This is a genomic window from Acidisphaera sp. L21 (genome assembly GCF_009765685.1).
GTDB lineage: Bacteria > Pseudomonadota > Alphaproteobacteria > Acetobacterales > Acetobacteraceae > LMUY01.
Genome location: NZ_LMUY01000003.1, coordinates 14,310 through 32,930, shown reverse-complemented (window position 1 = coordinate 32,930; position 18,621 = coordinate 14,310). Strand labels below are relative to the sequence as shown.

The 18,621-nt window shown below is 66.2% G+C and carries 18 protein-coding genes and 1 pseudogene; 13 read left to right on the top strand and 6 right to left on the bottom strand.

Annotation, left to right across the window (positions count from 1 at the left end; translation table 11 throughout):
- The 7 genes and pseudogenes from GSQ76_RS30980 to GSQ76_RS00535 all read left to right on the top strand — a co-directional run.
- Positions 1 to 230: pseudogene (locus GSQ76_RS30980) on the top strand (ethylammeline chlorohydrolase); the annotation flags it as partial.
- A gap of 80 nt (positions 231 to 310) precedes the next feature.
- Entirely contained in the window at positions 311 to 1,168 is an 858-nt protein-coding gene (locus tag GSQ76_RS00560) for a bifunctional 2-polyprenyl-6-hydroxyphenol methylase/3-demethylubiquinol 3-O-methyltransferase UbiG (RefSeq protein WP_158741970.1), read from the top strand.
- A 27-nt stretch (positions 1,169 to 1,195) separates the two neighbouring features.
- Positions 1,196 to 2,419: an MFS transporter gene (locus GSQ76_RS00555; protein ID WP_158741969.1), complete on the top strand. Its 1,224-nt coding sequence runs from the start codon at positions 1,196 to 1,198 to the stop codon at positions 2,417 to 2,419.
- Between the two features lie 27 nt (positions 2,420 to 2,446).
- Positions 2,447 to 3,295 (top strand): MBL fold metallo-hydrolase, encoded by an 849-nt coding sequence (locus GSQ76_RS00550; protein WP_254070161.1) that lies wholly within the window; start codon positions 2,447 to 2,449, stop codon positions 3,293 to 3,295.
- A complete protein-coding gene (locus GSQ76_RS00545; RefSeq protein WP_158741968.1) occupies positions 3,292 to 5,559 on the top strand; it encodes an AsmA family protein in 2,268 nt (755 codons plus the stop codon). Before GSQ76_RS00550 ends, GSQ76_RS00545 begins: the two co-directional genes overlap by 4 nt.
- 89 nt (positions 5,560 to 5,648) lie before the next feature.
- A complete protein-coding gene (locus GSQ76_RS00540) occupies positions 5,649 to 5,891 on the top strand; it encodes a CopG family transcriptional regulator (protein WP_158741967.1) in 243 nt (80 codons plus the stop codon).
- Positions 5,881 to 6,255, top strand: coding sequence for a type II toxin-antitoxin system PemK/MazF family toxin (locus GSQ76_RS00535; RefSeq protein WP_158741966.1), 375 nt, complete (start codon positions 5,881 to 5,883; stop codon positions 6,253 to 6,255). Before GSQ76_RS00540 ends, GSQ76_RS00535 begins: the two co-directional genes overlap by 11 nt.
- Before the next feature lie 10 nt (positions 6,256 to 6,265).
- Here GSQ76_RS00535 and GSQ76_RS30840 read toward each other — a convergent pair whose 3' ends face one another.
- Positions 6,266 to 6,406: a hypothetical protein gene (locus GSQ76_RS30840; RefSeq protein WP_174247265.1), complete on the bottom strand. Its 141-nt coding sequence runs from the start codon at positions 6,404 to 6,406 to the stop codon at positions 6,266 to 6,268.
- A gap of 218 nt (positions 6,407 to 6,624) precedes the next feature.
- On the opposite strand from GSQ76_RS30840, the gene GSQ76_RS00530 reads away from it, so the two are divergent.
- Positions 6,625 to 8,202, top strand: coding sequence for an ABC transporter substrate-binding protein (locus GSQ76_RS00530; RefSeq protein WP_158741965.1), 1,578 nt, complete (start codon positions 6,625 to 6,627; stop codon positions 8,200 to 8,202).
- Here the strand turns inward: GSQ76_RS00530 and GSQ76_RS00525 are convergent.
- On the bottom strand, positions 8,199 to 8,957 hold the full coding sequence (locus GSQ76_RS00525; RefSeq protein WP_158741964.1) for a TerC family protein: 759 nt from the start codon (positions 8,955 to 8,957) through the stop codon (positions 8,199 to 8,201). The genes GSQ76_RS00530 and GSQ76_RS00525 overlap by 4 nt on opposite strands.
- A 7-nt stretch (positions 8,958 to 8,964) precedes the next feature.
- Positions 8,965 to 9,303, bottom strand: a complete 339-nt coding sequence (locus GSQ76_RS00520) for a DUF2892 domain-containing protein (protein ID WP_254070160.1) — start codon at positions 9,301 to 9,303, stop codon at positions 8,965 to 8,967.
- Positions 9,304 to 9,608: 305 nt separating this feature from the next.
- On the opposite strand from GSQ76_RS00520, the gene GSQ76_RS00515 reads away from it, so the two are divergent.
- From GSQ76_RS00515 to GSQ76_RS00500, 4 genes are read left to right on the top strand one after another with little or no spacing between them, the layout of a single operon-like run.
- Positions 9,609 to 11,117, top strand: a complete 1,509-nt coding sequence (locus GSQ76_RS00515; RefSeq protein WP_158741963.1) for an ABC transporter substrate-binding protein — start codon at positions 9,609 to 9,611, stop codon at positions 11,115 to 11,117.
- A 10-nt stretch (positions 11,118 to 11,127) separates the two neighbouring features.
- A complete protein-coding gene (locus GSQ76_RS00510) occupies positions 11,128 to 12,081 on the top strand; it encodes an ABC transporter permease (protein ID WP_158741962.1) in 954 nt (317 codons plus the stop codon).
- Positions 12,082 to 12,091: 10 nt separating this feature from the next.
- The gene (locus GSQ76_RS00505) at positions 12,092 to 12,889 is read left to right on the top strand and encodes an ABC transporter permease (RefSeq protein ID WP_158741961.1); all 798 of its coding nucleotides are present in this window, start codon (positions 12,092 to 12,094) and stop codon (positions 12,887 to 12,889) included.
- Positions 12,882 to 14,825: an ABC transporter ATP-binding protein gene (locus GSQ76_RS00500; protein ID WP_158741960.1), complete on the top strand. Its 1,944-nt coding sequence runs from the start codon at positions 12,882 to 12,884 to the stop codon at positions 14,823 to 14,825. Before GSQ76_RS00505 ends, GSQ76_RS00500 begins: the two co-directional genes overlap by 8 nt.
- Here the strand turns inward: GSQ76_RS00500 and GSQ76_RS00495 are convergent.
- Together GSQ76_RS00495 and GSQ76_RS00490 are read right to left on the bottom strand one after the other, a co-directional pair.
- Entirely contained in the window at positions 14,809 to 16,119 is a 1,311-nt protein-coding gene (locus GSQ76_RS00495) for an LLM class flavin-dependent oxidoreductase (RefSeq protein WP_216850831.1), read from the bottom strand. The genes GSQ76_RS00500 and GSQ76_RS00495 overlap by 17 nt on opposite strands.
- Positions 16,120 to 16,191: 72 nt before the next feature.
- Positions 16,192 to 16,644 (bottom strand): cupin domain-containing protein, encoded by a 453-nt coding sequence (locus tag GSQ76_RS00490; protein WP_254070159.1) that lies wholly within the window; start codon positions 16,642 to 16,644, stop codon positions 16,192 to 16,194.
- 104 nt (positions 16,645 to 16,748) lie between these two features.
- Here GSQ76_RS00490 and GSQ76_RS00485 point away from each other — a divergent pair, with 104 nt between their 5' ends.
- Positions 16,749 to 17,564, top strand: a complete 816-nt coding sequence (locus GSQ76_RS00485; protein ID WP_158741957.1) for a class II aldolase/adducin family protein — start codon at positions 16,749 to 16,751, stop codon at positions 17,562 to 17,564.
- A gap of 36 nt (positions 17,565 to 17,600) precedes the next feature.
- Here GSQ76_RS00485 and GSQ76_RS00480 read toward each other — a convergent pair.
- A partial coding sequence (locus GSQ76_RS00480) for an L-idonate 5-dehydrogenase (RefSeq protein WP_158741956.1) occupies positions 17,601 to 18,621 on the bottom strand: 1,021 nt, incomplete at its 5' end.

Here is an 18,621-nt window from a genome sequence, read left to right as displayed (position 1 = left end):
CGGTAGTGGACCTGACGCACCCGCATCTGCAGCCGCTATTCGATCCGCGCCGTGGCCTGATCGCGTTGGCCAATCGCGCCAATATCGACCAGGTGATCGTGGATGGTGCGGTGCTGGTGATGGATGGGCGCTATACGCGGCACGACGAGGCGGCGATCGTTGCGGCTGGATCGGCAGCGATCGGCAAGATCTGGGACCTGCCGGACGCGCAGGCAGCATTCGCCGGCTAGCGGCGGGTTGGCGCGCTACACGCAGCACGGGTAGCGTGTTAACGGTGCACGAGAACACGTAGCGCAGGGGTTTGGGTTGTATGTCTAACGTTGACCTCATCCGGGCGATGCGTCCCGTCGATAAGTATAAAGATCACAAGAGCGGCGTGACGGAACATGAGTTTCGGTTGATGTGCCGTGGGTCGCCGATCTGGCACTCGGTTGATCTTGGCGATCTGTTCATCGAAGGCGCCAGGAAGTCATCGGGGATTTCCCTGCAGGAATTGGAGCGGGCGAGACTGCCGGATTTCACCGGCAAGACGGTCCTCGACATCGGGGCATTCGGCGGTTGGTATTCGTTCGAAGCAGAGCGCCGCGGCGCCTCCCGGGTGGTGGCATTGGACTATCATTCCTGGGCGATCGATTGGTCTGCCTTGGGGAAGTACATGCAGGGCGAGCGGGATGCGGGGCGTGTCGGCAATCCGTATGCGCCACCTGCGGAGCTTATCGACGAGGTCAATCAGCCTGGCCGCAGGGCATTCGACGCGACCAAGAAAGTCTTGGGCAGCCATGTCGAGCCGGTGTTGTCCCGGGTCGAGGATTACACGCCCGGTCACACGTTCGATATCGTGATGTATCTGGGGGTTCTGTATCACTGCGAAGATCCGCTGTTTTCGCTGAAGAAGGTGGCGGCGCTGGCCAGGGAAACGCTGATCGTCGAGACGTTGGGCGTGTATCTGCCGGGCCTCGAGAACAGGGCGGTGTGGGATTTCTTCGGCGATGACAGCGTGAATAGCGACGTCACGACCTGGTGGGCGCCCAATGACAAGGGGTTGGTCGACATGCTGCGGTCCGTCGGCTTCTCCCGCATCGACATCACGTCGAGCTACGAACATCTCGACACGGCCGGCAAGACGAAACCGACGCCCATCCGCATCTGGGCGACCGCTCATCGATAGGCGGCGGCGCGTCCGGCACGCGTCAGGATGATGGACCAGGTCGCTGTCGACGCCGGGCTGTGGACCGTGCGAGGGTCGCCTGAGTACCGCCGGATCAGCCTGGCGCTGTTCCTGGCTGGGTTTGCGACTTTCTCGCTGCTGTATTGCGTGCAGCCGCTGTTGCCGTCGCTGGCGGCGGATTTCCACATCGCCGCGGGCGAAAGCTCACTGGCACTGTCGCTGACCACCGGCTTCCTCGCCATCGCCATCATGGGCGCAGGGATGGTGTCGGAATCGGTGGGGCGGCGCGGGCTGATGTTCGGCTCCATCGCGGGGGCCGCCCTGCTGAACATCGCGGCCGCCTTCGTGCCGGGTTGGCATGGTCTGCTGGTGACGCGCGCGGTGGAGGGATTGGTGTTGGGCGGGGTGCCGGCGGTCGCGATGGCGTATTTGTCGGAAGAGATCCATCCGCGCGGCCTAGGCCTGGCGATGGGGTTGTATGTCGGTGGGACCGCTTTCGGGGGCATGGCGGGGCGCGTGGGCATTGGCGTGGTCAGCGAGTTGACGAATTGGCACGTGGCGCTGGCGGCGCTGGGCGTGTTGGATCTAGGGGTGGCGGCCGGGTTCGTTCTGCTACTACCGCCATCGCGCAATTTCACACGGCGAGCGGGGTTTCAGCCGCGCTACCATCTGCGTGCCTGGGCCAGTCACCTCGGGCATGGCGGATTGCGGCTGGTATTTCTGATCGGCTTCCTGGCGATGGGGGCCTTCGTGACGATCTACAACTATGCCGGGTTCCGCCTGATGGCGCCGCCTTATGGGCTTGGCGAGACGGGGAGCAGCCTCATCTTCATCGTGTATCTGCTCGGGATGGTGGCCTCGTCCCTGGCTGGGGCGATGGCGGACCGGCTGGGCCGCGGACCGGTGCTGATAACGGGGATCGTGGTGTTTGCTGGCGGGGTGGCGATGACGCTGCTGACGGCGTTACCGGGCATCATCGCGGGCATCGCGGTGATCACCATCGGGTTCTTCATCGCCCACTCCGTTGCCAGTGGCTGGGTCGGACGCATGGCGCTGGCGAATAAGGGACATGCCTCGTCGCTGTATCTGTTGTCGTATTACCTGGGGTCCAGCGTGTTGGGTTCGGCGGGCGGCTGGTTCTGGACGGCGGCCGGGTGGCACGCCGTGGTGGGTTTCACTGCCGCCTTGCTTGCCGCGGCGCTCGTGGCTGCGGTGTGGTTGCTGCGCCCAGGTATGATTGCGAAGCCGTGATCACGGCTGCCTTGCACGGCGTGGGTTGTGCAGACATGGTCGCCCAAGCCGGAGATCATTGCGATGCACGCCTATATCTGCACCACCTGCGGAACGCAGTACGAGCGGTCCGCCGATCCACCGGTCAGTTGCGCCATTTGCGATGACGAGCGGCAGTATATCGGCGCCGGCGGCCAGCGCTGGACCACGGTTGCAGCGCTTCGGGCCAGCCATTTCACCACCTGGCGGCAGAAGGAACCGGGGCTGATCGGGCTGGGAACCTCGCCCGGCTTCGGCATCGGGCAACGCGCGTTGCTGGTGCGGACGCCGGCCGGCAATATCCTGTGGGATTGTATCTCGCTGCTGGACCAGTCGACCGTGGAGGCGATCCGTGCGCTGGGCGGGTTGGCGGGCATCGCGATCTCCCACCCGCATTACTACACCACCATGGTGGATTGGGCGGAGGCGTTCGACTGCCCGATCCACCTGCACGAGGCCGACCGGCAATGGCAGATGCGCCGCTCGCCGCATATCCAGTGTTGGGGCGGCGACACGAAACCCCTGCTGGACGGGCTGACGCTGATCCGTGCCGGCGGCCACTATCCCGGCGGCACTGTGTTGCATTGGGGCGACGGTGCGGACGGGAAGGGCGCGTTGCTGACTGGCGATATCCTGCAGGTGGTGCCGAGCGGCTGGGTCAGCTTCATGTGGAGCTTTCCGAACTTCATTCCGCTGTCTGCCGGGTCGGTGCGGCGGGTGGCGGCTGCGGTGGCGCCTTATCGATTCGATCGCATCTACGGCGCGTTCTTTGGCCGGGTGGTGCCGACCGACGCCGCCGCCATCGCTGCCCGGTCTGCCGAGCGTTACGTCGCCTCGCTACAGACGGAGCGGGAGTGACCCGGCGTGGCTGGTGGCTTACCGCCATCGCAGCCATCATCGGCAGCCCGATCGGCGCGGCTGCCATCGCCGTGGCGGTGGTCGACCCGAACGTCTTCAAGCCGCAACTGATCGCCGCGCTGGAGGACGCAACCGGCCGCGACGTGACCCTGAACGGGCCGTTGCGGATCAAACGCTCGCTATGGCCCACGATCGAGGTGAGCGACGTGAAGCTCGCCAACCTGCCCGGCGGCAGCCGCCCCGACATGGCGCGGGCGGAGCGGATCGAAGCGCAGTTATCCCTGTGGCCGCTGCTGTCGCGGGAGATCGAGGTGGTTCGGCTGGTCCTGGTCGGGCCGAACATCCTCTTCGAAGACGTGAACGGCACGCCGAACTGGACCTTCGACACCGGCTCGCCGCATCCGGGCGATGCCCCGGTGGCGCTGCGGATCCGCAACGTGCATGTGCAGAACGGCATCGTCACGCTGCTGCTGCCGGGTCGGTCGCGGGTGGTGGGCATCCGGTCGCTGGATCTGCATCACAGGGTGGATGGTGGTCCGCTCGACCTCGATACGGTCCTTGTCTACTCGGACAACAAGCCATTTCACCTGCGGGCATCCGCCACACCGACCGGTGGGGTGACGGCGCCGTGGCAGACGCAGTTGCAGTTCGATGCCTTCGACACGCAGGCCGCGGCGAAGGGGACGATGACGCTGGCTGGTGAGTATGACCTGCAGATCGACGCGAAATCCCCGGCGCTGGATGCGCTGAACGCGCTGCTGCCGGCAATGCAGTTGCCGCCGCTGCGCCGGATGACACTGGCGACGCATCTGACGAACGGCGCCAAGCATGGCGACCTACCGGTGATCGGCACGACGCAACTGCATATCGGCAGCGCGGACTTGTCGTCGCTCGTCCAGGGCCTGGTTCTGGGCGCCACAGATGTCGCGTTGCCGGGTGTGGGGGGCGCCGCGACGATCGAGGGCCAGGGCTCACTGCGCAAAGTCGCGTTCACGCTGCGTGGCACTGCCGGGGTGCCGCCGCGCTTGGATGACGCCAGCAGCATTCCACTCGATCTGGCGGTGGCGACGACGACCAAGGACAGCCTCGGTGTGAAGGGGAAATTGGCGCTGAAGGCGGGCGGGTTCGATGGACTGGATGCCACGATCGCCATGCGCAGCCCGGCGCTGGCCAAGCTGGGCCCGATGGTAGCCCGGGCACTGCCGGCACTGACCGATATGTCGTGGGACGGCCACCTGAACGTGGCATCGTCAGGCACATCCTGGCGATGGCAGGGCGCGAAACTCAACTCGCATCAGGGCGATGCGGCGGGTGATCTGGCGATCGACGTGACGCCGGCGCTGGGCGTGTCGGGCAAGCTGCGGTCCACCAATTTGGATTTGGACGCGATGCTGGCGGCGTTCGGCATCGATCTTGGCAGTTCCACCGGCAAGCGCGGCGCGACGGTGATTTCGGATGCCGACCTGCCCTGGGCCGCGTTGCGTGGCACAACGATCGACGTTGCGGCAACGATGGCCAGCGTGCACTTCCAGGACGAGGTTTGGCACAATGTCGACCTGGCGGTGGAACTGAAGGGCGGCCGGTTGGAAGTGCCGCGCCTGCAGATGTCGCTGCCCGCCGGGCCGTTGAGCGTTTCTTTCGGTGCCGACGCATCGAGGACCGAGGTGCCGGCGAGCCTGTCGGTGCACGGCCCGGGCATTCCGCTCGCCTTGCTGGCGCATTACGCCGGGCTGCCCGGCGCCGCGAGCGGCACGGTGCGGATCGAGGCGGATCTGCACGCCACCGGCCGCAGCCCGCACGATCTGGTGTCGACGCTGGACGGTAGCCTCACCGCAGCGATGACCGGCGGCAGTGTGAGCAATGCGGCGTTGCTGGCGCTCACCGGGTCGGCGCTGCAGACGATGAACATCACGGTGCCTGCCGGCGGGGAGACCAAGATCGCCTGCCTGGGCGTGGCGGGCGCATTCAAGAACGGCGTCGGCCGCTTCCCGACCTTGGCGATCAACACGACCTATTTGGAGTTGGATGGGGCTGGGGAGATCGATCTGGGCAAGGAGACCGTCGCCCTGAAGCTGCACCCGCTGGTGCAGGTCTCCGGCTCCCCCGTATCGGTGCCGGTGCTGGTGGAGGGGCCGTTTCGTGCCATCACTGGGCGGCTCGATGCGTCCGGCCTCGATAAATTGGGGTTCCTGATCGACGCCTGGTTCGGTGGCGACCAGCCGGAAACCTGCGCCAAGGCCGGGTTGGCCCCGCGTGCCAAGTGATGGCGACGTGTTCACCTTGGGTGTTCACCTTGGTTGTCCATGCCACTACGAGGGTGTAGTGTGAGCGTGCACTACACGGAGAGGCGGAGATGGGCGTTCCGATTTCGATCCGGCTCGATGATGAAACCCGAGAGGAGTTGGAGGCTCAGGCACGCAGCCAGGGAGTGGGGCTTGCGACCCTGCTGCGGGACATGGCAACGCGCGCTGCCCGCGAGGCGCGGCGGGCCCGGATCCGGGCAGCCAGCGAGACGGTCGGGGCGACCCTCGCAGGGTCGGCAGAGGGCAGGGCGTTCTACGAGGATTGGGGCACGCCGCGGGCCGATGCCGGCTGACCAGAGCCATTTCGCTCTACGTGCCGGCGACATCGTTCTGGCGGATTGGCGTGGCGACGCGCGGCCGAAAGAGCCGAACAAAACTCGCCCTGCGGTCGTCGTCGAAGATACCGGGTTGTTCGCGCCGAGTTATCCCAACGTCATCCTGGTACCACTGACCGATGATGCAGGGCTCGTGATCGAAGACCTTGCCGTGCGGATCGAGCCGACACCGGAGAATGGCTGCCGCAAGCCTTGCTACGCAGCGTCCCACCTGGTGACGACGACGTCGAAGCAGCGGCTGCGCCCGACCGCGTCCCGAATCACGGCGGACCAGCTCCGCGGCATCAGGCGGCAGATCGCGCTTTCGATCGGGGTCGAGTGAGTTGCAGGCGCTATTTCGCCGGCGGTTTGCCCGGTGGCTTGCGAAGGTCGCCCTGGGGCTTCAGGAACGTCGTTGACGGTGGTGCGAGTTTCTTATCGGCCTTCGGCTTCTTCGCCTCGCGATTGCCGTGCTGCTTGTCGCCTTTACCCATGGTCGTTCACCTTGTTGCCTGATTTCGCTGCCCGCACATCAGGTCCAACCGGGACGGATCGCTCCCTTCGCGAAGGGGCCGGTTCTGCTGCTTTGGCGGAGCGATCTCGTGGCTGATGGTGACACTGGGCTTCGCGGATGGGCGTGTCAAAGCATTGGGGCAGCGATTGGGACAGCCCTGTGATAGCGTACCGCCACGCAAACCGTGGAGACTTACCGATGCGTCGTCGTACCCTGCTGGCAACCGGCGCCGCCGTGCTGGCTGCGCCCCATATCGGCCGCGCCGCCGACGCCAAGACGTTGAAGTTCATTCCGGAATCGGACGCCACGATCGTCGACCCGATCTGGACCACTGCCACCGTCACCCGCAACCACGGCTACCTCGTGTTCGACACGCTGTATGGGCAGAACGATGCCTTCGCCATGGAGCCGCAGATGGTGGAGGGCCACACCGTCGAGAATGACGGCAAGCTGTGGCGGCTGACCTTGCGCGAGGGCCTGCGCTTCCACGATGGCGAGCCGGTGCGGGCGCAAGATGTGGTGCCGAGCATCAAGCGGTTTGCAGCACGCGATGCGTTCGGCCGGGCGCTGATGGACACGACGGATGAAATGCGCGCCGCGTCGGATCGCGTGATCGAGTTCCGGCTGAAGAAGCCATTTCCGCTGCTGCCGAACGCGCTGGGCAAAAGCGGCACCATCATGCCCGCCATCATGCCCGAGCGCCTGGCCATCACCGACCCGAACAAGCAGGTGACGGAGATGGTGGGCAGCGGCCCGTTCACCTACGCCGCCGACGAGCACGTCTCTGGCTCCCGCGTGGTGTATAAGAAGTTTGCCGGCTATGTGCCGCGACCGGATGGGGTCGGCAGTTTCACCGCCGGGCCGAAAGTGGTGCATATCGATCGGGTGGAATGGCAGGTCGTCCCGGATCCGAGCACCGCGCTATCCGCCTTGATGCAGGGCGAGGTCGATTGGTGGCAAGAAATCACGCCCGACCAATTGCCGCTGCTGCGTCGGGGCAAGACCATGCAATCCCGCCAGTTGGACCCGGGTGGCGGCATCGGCGTGCTGCGGTTCAATGCGCTGTATCCACCGTTCGACAACCCCGCCATCCGCCGCGCGCTGCTGGGCGCCATCAACCAGGCGGATTTCATGACCGCGATTGCCGGCGATGACCACAATTTGTGGAAGGACCGCGTCGGGGTGTTCAGCCCGGGCACCCCGATGGCGTCCCAGGCAGGGATCGAGGTACTGACCAAAGCGCGGGACCTGGACCGCGTGCGCAAGGAGATTATCGACGCCGGCTACAAGGGCGAAACCGTCGTGGTGCTGACGCCCGCGGATTACCCCGGCATCAACCCGTTGGGTATCGTTGCGGCCGATGTCATGACCCGCGTGGGATTGAAGGTCGACGTGCAATCGGTGGATTGGGGGACCGTCGTGCAGCGCCGGTCCAGCCGAAAGCCAATCGACCAGGGCGGGTGGTCGGCCTTCGTGACGTTCCTCAACGGCACCAACAATTTTGATCCCGCCGGCCAATTGGGCATTCGTGGCAATGGCGACCAGGCCTGGTTCGGCTGGCCCAAAGCCCCAAAACTGGAGGAGGCACGCGACGCCTGGTTCGCCGCACCCGACCTCGCCGGGCAGAAGGCGGCCTGTGAGCGGCTGCAACTGCAATTCTGGCAGGATGCGACCTACCTGCCGCTCGGCGCCTTTTACGCAACCACCGCCTATCGCCGCGACGTCACGGGGATGCGCAGTGGATTTCCGCAATTCTACGACATCAAGCTGGACTAGAACCGCAGCGCGACCCGGCTCGCCGGGGTAGGCGCCCGCTTAACCTGGTGGCGGCGACGTGCCGCCAGCAGGTTAAGGCTTTCCACCAGAACGGCGAAACCCATCGCCGCGTAGATGGTGCCGCGCGGGATGTGCAGTCCGGCACCATCCGCCACCAACACGCAGCCGATCAGCAGAATGAAGGCCAGCGCCAGCATCTTCACCGAGGCATGATGCTCGATGAACGCGGCCAGGCGCGTGGATGCCAGCAGCATCACGAACATCGCCAGGACGATGGCCGCCACCATCACCCAGATATCCTGTGCGATGCCCACGGCGGTGATCACGCTGTCCAAGGAGAACACGATGTCCAGCAACGCGATCTGCACGATCGTGCTGAAGAAGCCGGGGGTGGCAGCGCCCGCGTCGCTCGGCTTGGCCTCCCCCTCGATCGTGGACAGGATTTCGCGCGTGCCCTTGACCAGCAGGAACAACCCGCCGCCCAGTAGGATCAGGTCCCGCAGGGAGATGTCGTGGCCTGCGGCCGCAATCACCGGCTGCGTCAGGTTGGCAAGCCACGAGATCGATCCGAGTAGCGCCAGCCGGGTCAGCAAGGCCAGGCCTAAGCCGACCCGGCGCCCCGCCGCGCGCTGCAGCGGGGGCAGTCGCCCGGCCAGGAGCGAGAGGAACACCAGGTTATCGACGCCCAGCACGATCTCGAGCGTCGATAGCGTCACGAAGCTGGCCCAAATATGGGGATCCGCCAACCATGCCATGGCCGGGCTACCCGCGCCTGGCGGTGCCGGGCAGGCCCATCCAGTGCGGGCGCCGATGCTCGATCCAATGCAGCCAGCGATCGGTCAGCCGGCGTAGGGGCGCGACGTCTTCGGCCAGCAGGATCAGGCCGAACGGCAGCATCCATAAGCCGAACACGGGCAGGATGAACAGGACGCTACCGAGAATGAGGAGAATGCCCGCGGGGATGCGCACCCATCGCGCGGAGGGTCGCCGCAGCCAATGCACGATGCCCTGCACACGGTGCGGCAGCCGGCGGATCAGCAGGGCCAGCCGTCGCTCGCGGTGCTGGCTGTGGGGTTCGGGCGCGGGGTGATCGTAATCCAACAGGCGGCTCCTTTGCGTTGCGTGACGCAGCTGGAACCGGGTCGGTCTGTCGCGGGGGGTCGTCTAGTCGTGTCGGGCCCGCGTGTCGACCGAACCCAAACGCATTCCAGCGTGGGTCACGGCGATCCGACATCACGCGGTTGGATGGCTTGTGCCATCGTCCACGTCAGAGGGGCCCGGATCAAGTTGTCGGTGACATGGTTCGGCTGCGCCAGGACATCAAGGGCACCGTTGCGAAACCGCGTGGCATACCGCCTGCATGGCGGGGTCATGTTCACCGCAGATCTGTCCGACAGGAGCACGCCATGACACTGACCCGCCGCGCGGCAATCGGGGCCGCCATCGGGAGTGTGGTGGCGTTACCGGCCATCCGGCCCGCCCGCGCCGCCAGCAACGTGCTGCGCGTCGGCATCGGCACCTCGCTCAGCCGGCTGGACCCGCTGCTGACCACGATCGGCGACGAATACATCTACGACAACCTGGTCTTCAACGGGCTGACCCGCATGGCGGAAGACCTGACCACCCAGCCCGATTTGGCGGAGAAATGGGAGTACGGCACCGACCTGAAATCTTGGACATTTCATCTGCGTCAGGGCGTGAAATACCATGACGGGTCGATCATGGTGGCGGCCGACGTGGTTGCCATGTTCAAGCGGCTGATGGACCCGGCGACGACAGCACCGTCCCGCAGCAATTACGACATGATCACGGGCGTGGAGGCGCCGGACGACCACACGGTGGTGTTCACGCTCAGCTACCCCTATGGCGGGTTTGCCGACATCATGACCGACCGCCAGGTCAAGATCGTGCCGCGCGGCAAGGTGGACCAGCTTGCCACCAAGCCGATCGGCACCGGGCCGTTCAAGTTCGTGTCCTACACGCCGGGCGACCGGCTGATCCTGGCCAAGCACACCGAGTATTTCGAGCCCGGCATGCCCAAGTTGGAGGGTGTAGAACTGCGGATCATCCCGGAAATGAGCAGCAAGCTGGCAGCCCTGCAGTCCGGCGAGTTGGACGTGGTGTGGGATCTGCCGCTGGAGCAGGTGAAGACGCTAGCCGCCCGCAACGATCTGCGGGTCGAAAGCGTGCCGAGCGGTTCGTGGGACGCGGCGATCATGAACAATCTGATCCCGCCCTTCAACAACCCGCTGGTGCGCGCCGCCTTCCAATTGGGCGTCGATAAGGCGGACGTGGTGGAACTGACGCTGTTCGGCCAGGGTGCCCCCACGATCAGCATGATCCCGCCGACCCACCCGTTCTACGCCAAGACCGTGAAGATCGCCGCCACCGACCCGGCCGCCGCAAAGAAGATGCTGGCGCAAGCGGGTTACCCGAACGGTGTGTCCGTTCCCATCATCGTGCCCGTCGGTCGCCCGGTGCGGGAGCGGTTGGGCGTGACGCTGCAACAGCTTGCCAAGCCGGCCGGGTTCGATCTGCAAGTGCAGCGCGTGTCGTACAGCAGCTTCGATGCCGAGGTGTCGGGCAAGGCGCCGCTGTACATCGACGGGTATTTCGCCCGCCCCACCATCGACACCAGCACCTTCCCCTTCCTGCACACCACCGGAAGCTGGAACAGCCGCCTGTGGCACTACAAGAACGCCAAGGTGGACGAGGCATTGGCTGCCGGCCGCCTGGCGGGTGACCCGGCGGAGCAGAGCAAGCATTACATTGCCATGCAGGAAGCGTTGAATGCCGACCCGGCGGGCTACATCGCCTACTCGGTGAACTTCGCCTGCGCCTATCGCAAGTCGGTGACGGGGGTGAAGACGCATCCGATGCGCTGGTTCGACCTGCGCACGACGGTCGTCGCCTGACGCATCCGGGGTGACTGCCTACATCCTGCGGCGTCTGTTGGGCGTGGTTGCGGTGGTCGCCGCGACCACGGTGCTCATCTTCGGCATCGTCCACATCCTGCCGGGCAACGTCGCGTACGCCATATTGGGCGAGTTTGCGACGCCATCTGCGGTCGCGGCGCTTGAAGTCAAGCTCGGCCTGCACGATCCGCTCTGGCTGCAATATTGGCACTGGCTGTCCGGCCTGTTGCATGGCGATCTAGGCCAGTCGCTGACGATGGATCGCCCGGCGGGGCCGGTGATTGCGGAAGCGGTTGGTCGGTCCGCCATCCTGGCGGGGTTCGCGTTCGCCCTCGTCGCGGTGGGCGGCATCGGCCTGGGCGTGCATGCCGCGACGCATGCCGGTCGGCCAGCAGACCATGTGCTGGGGCTGGCGCAACTGATCTTCATCGGCGTGCCGGATTTCTTCTGGGCGATCCTGGTGATCCTGGTGTTCGCCTCGATGCTCGGCTGGCTGCCGGCAACCGGGTATTCTCCCATCAGCGACGGGTTCGGCGCCTGGGTGTCGCATTTGGTGCTGCCAGTGCTGGTGCTGGCGGTGGGGCTGATCGCCCACGTGTCTCGCCTGACGCGGGCCGCCATGCTGGAGGCGTTGCGCAGCCGCTACGTGCTGATGGCGCGGGCCAAGGGCCTGAGCGAACGCCGGGTGCTGTGGCGGCATGCGGCGCCCAACGCGATGCTGCCGGCCATCACCATTCTGGCGATCGATTTCGGGCTGCTGATCGGCGGCGTGGTCGTGATCGAAACGGTGTTCGCCATTCCCGGCCTTGGCCGCCTGCTGGTGTTCGCGATCGAGCATCACGATCTGCCGCTACTGCAGGCAGGAATGCTGGTGTTGACCACGATCTACGCACTGGCGAATTTGGCGGCCGATTTGGCCTACGCCGCGCTGAACCCGCGCATCCGCTACACCGCATCGGCGTGACGCCCCGTTCATGAAGCTGTTTTGGCCGGGCATTGCCGCCCTATCGTTGATCGTGCTGGCTGCCATCATCGGCACCTGGCTGACCCCGTATGACCCGGCGGGGTTCGCCGTGCGGTTACGCTTCGCCGCGCCGACCTTCCTGCACCCCTTCGGCACCGACGAGTTCGGGCGGGACGTGCTGTCCCGCGTGCTGTCGGGCGCACATCTGTCGCTGCTGATCGGGTTTGGCGCCATGCTGGTGAGCCTGGTAGGCGGCGTCCCGCTGGGGCTGTTCACCGCGTTCAACCGCGGTTGGGGCGGCACACTGGTGCTGCGCGTGGCTGATTTGCTGCTGTCGCTACCGCCGATTCTGCTGGGCCTGCTGATCCTTGCGGTGACACCGCCGAGCACGCTGAAGACGATCATCGCCGTCGGCCTGGTCTACATCCCGATCATGCTGCGGCTGACCCGGGCCGTGGCGATGGAGCTGCTGGAAGAGGATTTCGTCCAGGCCGCGCGCGCTCGCGGGGAAAGCGCTGCCTCCATCCTGGCGCGGGAGATCCTGCCCAATGCCTGGCCGCCGATCATTGTGGAATGTGGGTTGCGGGTGACGTTCGCAATCCTGCTCGGCTCCGCCCTGTCGTTCCTGGGGCTGGGGCCGCAGCCGCCGGCCAGCGAGTGGGGGGTGATGATTGCGGAAAGCCGGGAGTTTCTGGACCAGGCGCCGTGGATCGGTTTGGCGCCGGGCCTGTGCCTGTGCGTGCTGCTGGTGACGGTGAACCTGGTGGGCGAGGGGCTGCGTGCCCGGTTGGACCCATCGCATGGCTGAGCCGTTGCTGGCGATCGAACGCCTGTCGGTCGCCTTTCCAACCCGGCGGGGCCTGGTGCAGGCGCTGCAATCGGTGGATCTGTCCGTGCCGGCCGGTGGCGCCCTGGCGTTGGTGGGCGAGTCCGGGTCGGGCAAATCCACCGTCGTGTTGGCGCTGCTGGGGCTGCTGGGTCGCGCCCGGGTGGACGCCGCGCGCATGAGCTTCGACGGGATCGACCTACGCACCCGGGCCGCCGAGGTTCGGGGACGGCGGCTGGCCGTCGTGTTCCAGGATCCGTCGTCCTCGCTCAATCCGGCGCTGGCCATCGGGCGGCAGGTGGCCGAGCCGCTGGTGATTCATGGCAAACTGCCTGCCGCCACCGCCCGGGTTCAGGCGACGGAGTTGCTGGCGGAGGTCGGGCTACCGCGGCCCAGTGCGCTGATGGATTGCTACCCGCACCAGCTTTCCGGCGGCATGAAGCAGCGTGTGGCGATCGCCATGGCCTTGGCGGCCCACCCGGACCTTTTGCTGCTCGACGAGCCAACGACCGCACTCGACGTGACGGTGGAAGCGGGCATCCTGGACCTGCTGGCCGACCTGCGAGCCCGACGCGGCCTGTCGCTGCTGCTGGTGAGCCATAATCTGGGCATCGTCGATCGGCTGTGCGACCGCGCGGCGGTGCTGTATGCGGGCCGGGTGGTGGAGGACGGGCCGGTGCCCGGCGTGCTCGGCCGATCCCGCCATCCTTATACGCGCGGGCTGCTGGCCGCCTTGCCGCGGCCGGACGAGACCGGGCTGCTGTCACCTATCCCTGGCAATTTGCCCGACCTGACCGCACCGGTGGCGGGCTGCAACTTCCAGCCCCGCTGCGCCTTCGCCGCCGCCGGGTGCGAGGCACCGCAGATGCTGACCGGCGCCGACCACCTCGTCCGCTGCCACCGCGCCGTTGCCCTGGAGGGCGCCAGTTGGCCCGCGCCTGCGCCGTTGCCGCCACCACCCGTGCGTGACGGCGCCTTGCTGGTGGCGGAGGGTCTGAGCCGGCGGTTCGGGGCGGTGCAGGCCGTGGACGCGGTGTCGCTGACCATCGCGCCGGGTGAGGTGCTTGGCCTGGTTGGCGAATCCGGTTGCGGAAAGTCGACGCTCGGCCGGCTGTTGTTGCGTCTTATTGCGTCCCACGCAGGCTCGCTGGCGTTTGGCGGCGAGGCGATCCCCAACGATCCGACACGCAGCTTCCGTCGCCGTGCCCAGATCGTCTTCCAGAATCCTGATACTGCATTAAACCCTCGCCAAACCGTCGGCACCATCCTTCGCCGGCCGCTGGAGCATTTCGGCATCGCCCGGGGAGCGGCAGCCCGGACCGAGATCGCAAGGTTGCTGGAGCTGGTGCGCCTACCCGCCAGTTATGCCAGCCGTTACCCGCACCAGCTATCGGGCGGTGAGAAGCAACGCGTCGGCATTGCCCGCGCGCTCGCCAGCCGGCCGGAGTTCATCGTGTGCGACGAGGCAGTGTCCGCGTTAGACGTGTCGGTTCAGGCCGCGGTGCTGAATCTGCTGGCGGAGTTGCGGCAATCGCTCGGCCTGGCGCTTTTGTTCGTCAGCCACGACATCAGTGTCATCGCCCATGTCGCTGATCGTGTGGCCGTGATGTATGGCGGCGCGCTGATGGAGGTGGGGCCGGCCGCGATCGTGCTGCACCCGCCATTCCACCCCTATACCCAGGCCCTGCTGTCCGCCGTGCCCGTCATCGGCCGCCGCGCCAGGGACCGTCTGCGCCTGCCTGGCGAGCCCGGCGCGGTGCACCCGGGAGAGGGCTGCCGCTTTGCCCTGCGCTGCCACCGCCAGCTTGGGCAGGTTTGTCTGGAACAGGCGCCGCCATGGCGGGATCTGGGTGATGGACACCAGATCCGCTGCCACATTTCGATCGAGGCCTTGCAAGAACTTAGCCAGGGTTCCTGATATTGTCCCGCAGGGTTTTGCCGGCGTATTCGCGGCGGAAGATGCCTCGGCGCTGCAGTTCCGGCACCACCATGCGGCCGAATTCCTCGTAGGTGCCGGGGAAGACCGTAGGTGGCAACACGAAGCCGTCGCAGGCGCCGCTGCGGAACCAGTCCTCCATGTGGTCGGCGATCATCTTCGGCGTGCCGTGGAACAGCTTGCGCGCCTTGCGCACGGCCTGGCCGAAGCTGATGCCCTGCGCCTTCGCCACCTGGCTCATCCGGTCGCGTGACCCGGCGATCCCCTGGTTGCCCGCCTCCGCCTCCGCCTGCTCGGCGGTTTCCACCCGGCTGAGGTCGACGCCCAATAGGCCTGAGCTGGACGCGAGCACCAGTTCGGGGTCAAGCCGTGAGTCCAGATATTCGGCCTTTTCCCGCGCGATGGACTCGGTTTCTCCCACCACGACGGAGAAGGATGGCAGGATCCGGCATTCCTCCGGCTTGCGCCCGAGCGCCGCAACGCGGGCGAGGATATCGTCCCTGTAGGCGATGGCGTCCTCCTTGGTGGCGTGCGAGCAGAACACCAGTTCCGCCCAGCGCGCCGCAAATTCCCGTCCGCGTGGGGAGGCGCCGGCCTGCATGATCACCGGGCGGCCTTGCGGCGTGCGCGGAATCGTCATCGGGCCGCGGACCTGCACGTAACGCCCTGAATAATTCGCGTACCGCACCTTGGACGTGTCGACGAACACACCGCTTTCCCGGTCGAACACCACGGCGTCCTCGTCCCAGCAATCCCACAGGGCGAAGCACGCCTCCAGCACCTCGTCTGCCCGGTCGTAGCGTTCTTCTTTGGGGGGCAGGTTTTGTAGGCCGTGGTTACGCGCTTCGTAGTCGGTGGCGGAGGTCACGACGTTCCAGGCGGCCCGGCCGCCGCTGATCAGGTCCAGCGAGCCAATGCGGCGGGCGAGCTGATACGGTTCATTAAAGGTGGTGGATAACGTGCTGGCGAGGCCCAAATGTTTCGTGACCCGGGCCATCAGCGGCAGCACGATCATCGGGTCGATCAGGCTCATTTGGCCGCCTCGGCCGAGATAGTCGTCGTAGCTGTTCTTGTAGATGTCGGTGACGCCCTGGCTGTCGGCGAAAAACCCGGCGTCGAACTTGGCGTATTCCAGCGCCCGGGCCAGGCCCTCGTACCGCTCCGGCGTCCAGATGTCGTCCAGCGGGGCACCGGGGTAGCGCCACGCGCTGGCATAGCTGGCGGTCGGCCCGGCCTTCAGATAGGCGACCAGGGGCATCTTACGGGCGGCTGGCAACTTCATTCTCCTACAGGCAGCGCGATGGTCGCAACGCCGGGGCAGGCAATGTGCGTGCCAGCCGCTCGGGCGCTAGGCCTTATGGATCGGGTCGATCCACGGCACCGTCTGCGGCGTCTCCACCGGCGCGATGTCCAGATTCACCACCACGGCCTCGTTATCGCTGCGCACCAACACGCATTCCAGCACCTCATCTGGGCTGGCATTGATCTCCTGGTGGGGCACGAAGGGGGGCACGAAGATGAAATCGCCGGGTCCGGCCTCGGCCGTGAACTCCAGCGCCTCGCCCCAGCGCATACGGGCGCGGCCTTTCACGACGAAGATCACGCTCTCCAACTCGCCATGATGATGCGCGCCGGTCTTGGCGTCGGGATGGATATGCACCGTGCCCGCCCAAAGCTTCTGCGCGCCGACGCGGGCGAAGTTGATGGCGGCGGCGCGGTTCATGCCCTTGGTTTGGGCCGTGTTCACATCCAACTGGTCCCCCGGGATCACCCGGACGCCGTCATGCTTCCAATCGGTCATAGGCCGCATCTCCAGACATTGAATTGGTTCGTGGGTGACAGAATGAAGATCCGAGCGTAGCGTCGCTGCAACATCAGCGTAAGTTCAGAAGGAGCAAAGCACCCATGAGCGCAGCCCTGCAAACCCCGGCCTTGCAAACCCCGGCCCTCAAGATCGTCAAGTCGGTTCGCGAGAGCGTGAGCCCCGCCGAGTGGGAGGCCCGCGTGCAGCTAGCCGCCGCCTACCGGCTGACCGAGATGTACGGCATGACGGAAATGACCGCCAACCACATCTCCTGCCGGGCGCCCGGCGAGGAGGGGCATTTCCTGATCAACCCATACGGCATGCTGTATGAGGAGATCACTGCCTCCAGCCTGCTAAAGATCGATCTGGACGGCAACATCCTGTTCAACGCCACGGAGTATGGCGTCAACCGCGCCGGGTTCGTGATCCACAGCGCTATCCACGCTGCCCGGCATGACGTGGATTGTGTGGCCCACACCCATACGCAGGCCGGCATGGCGGTGTCCGCGATGGAATGCGGCCTGCTGCCGATCGCGCAGACGACGATGCGCTTCCTGCACGTCGCCTACCACGATTTCGAAGGCATCGCCGATGACGAGGGCGAGCGCGAACGCCTGGTCGCCGACCTCGGCATGGAAAACGCGATGATCCTGCGCAACCACGGCCTGCTGGTGTGCGGCCAGTCGGTGGGGGAGGCGTTCAACCTGCTGTGGCGGATGGAGCGGTCGTGCCAGACGCAGGTGATGGCGCTGTCCGCCAACACCAAGCTGCGCTTCCCGCCGACCGAAGTGTCGGAGAAGACCTACGAAAAGATGTCGTCCCGCCGGGAGCGCAAGCCGGGTGAGATCAAGGTGGTGTCCGCCTGGCCCGCGCTGCTGCGCAAGCTGGACAAGGTCGACCCGTCCTACAAGGACTGAGTGCTACGGGGGCGGGATCAAACCCGCCCCACTCGCCTAGAACGCCAACTGCACCTTCACGGCTTTCGACCGATCCTGTGCCAGGGCGAAGGCCTCCGTCGCGTTCTGGAACGGCACGGTGCGCGATAGCAGCGGTTTGACGTCGATCGCGCCACTGCCCATCAGTTCCACCGCCAGCGCGAACTCCCGATCGAAGCGGAAGGTGCCGCGGAGTTGGATCTCGCGCGCCACGATCAGGTTGATCGGCAGCTTCATGTCGCCGCCCAGGCCAACCTGCACCACGATGCCGCCGGGTCGCATCGACTCCAACGCGCCGACCAGGGCCGCCTCGTTGCCGGATGCCTCGAACAGCACGTCGAAGGTGCCCTTGTCCGCCTTGTAGGGTGTGAGTGCATCCGGCTCGGCCAAGATGTTGATGGCGCTGTTGGCGCCGACCTGCCGGGCGACCGAGAGAGGGTAGTCGGCGACGTCGGTGGCGATCACCTCCGCAGCACCGCCATGCCGGGCGACCAGCAGGCACAGCATTCCGATCGGGCCCAGCCCTGTGACGAGTACGCGCTTGCCCTGCAACGGCCCGGCGTGGCTGGCGGCGTGCAGGCACACGGCCAGCGGCTCGGCAAAGGCGGCTTCGCCCATGGTCATGCCGTCGGCGATGGGAATGGCTTGCGCCGCGGCGAAGGTGAGGCTTTGGCGGAACCCGCCCTGGGCGTGCGGGAAGCGCATGGCGCTGCCCATGAAGTGCATTTCCAGGCACTGATGGCGATTGCCCTCGAGGCAGTATTTGCAATGCCCGCACGGCCGGCTGGGGTTCACCGCGACCCGGGTGCCAGGTTTGACGTTGGTGACGCCGCTGCCCACCTCCAGCACCGTGCCAGCGATCTCGTGCCCCAGCACCATCGGCTGCTTGACGCGCACGGTGCCGAAGCCGCCATGGCTGTAATAATGCATGTCCGAGCCGCAGATGCCGCCGGCCTGGATGCCGACGCGCACCTCCCCTGGCCCGGGGGAGATTGCGGGCACTTCCTCCACCCGCAAATCTTTGGCGGCGTGGATCACC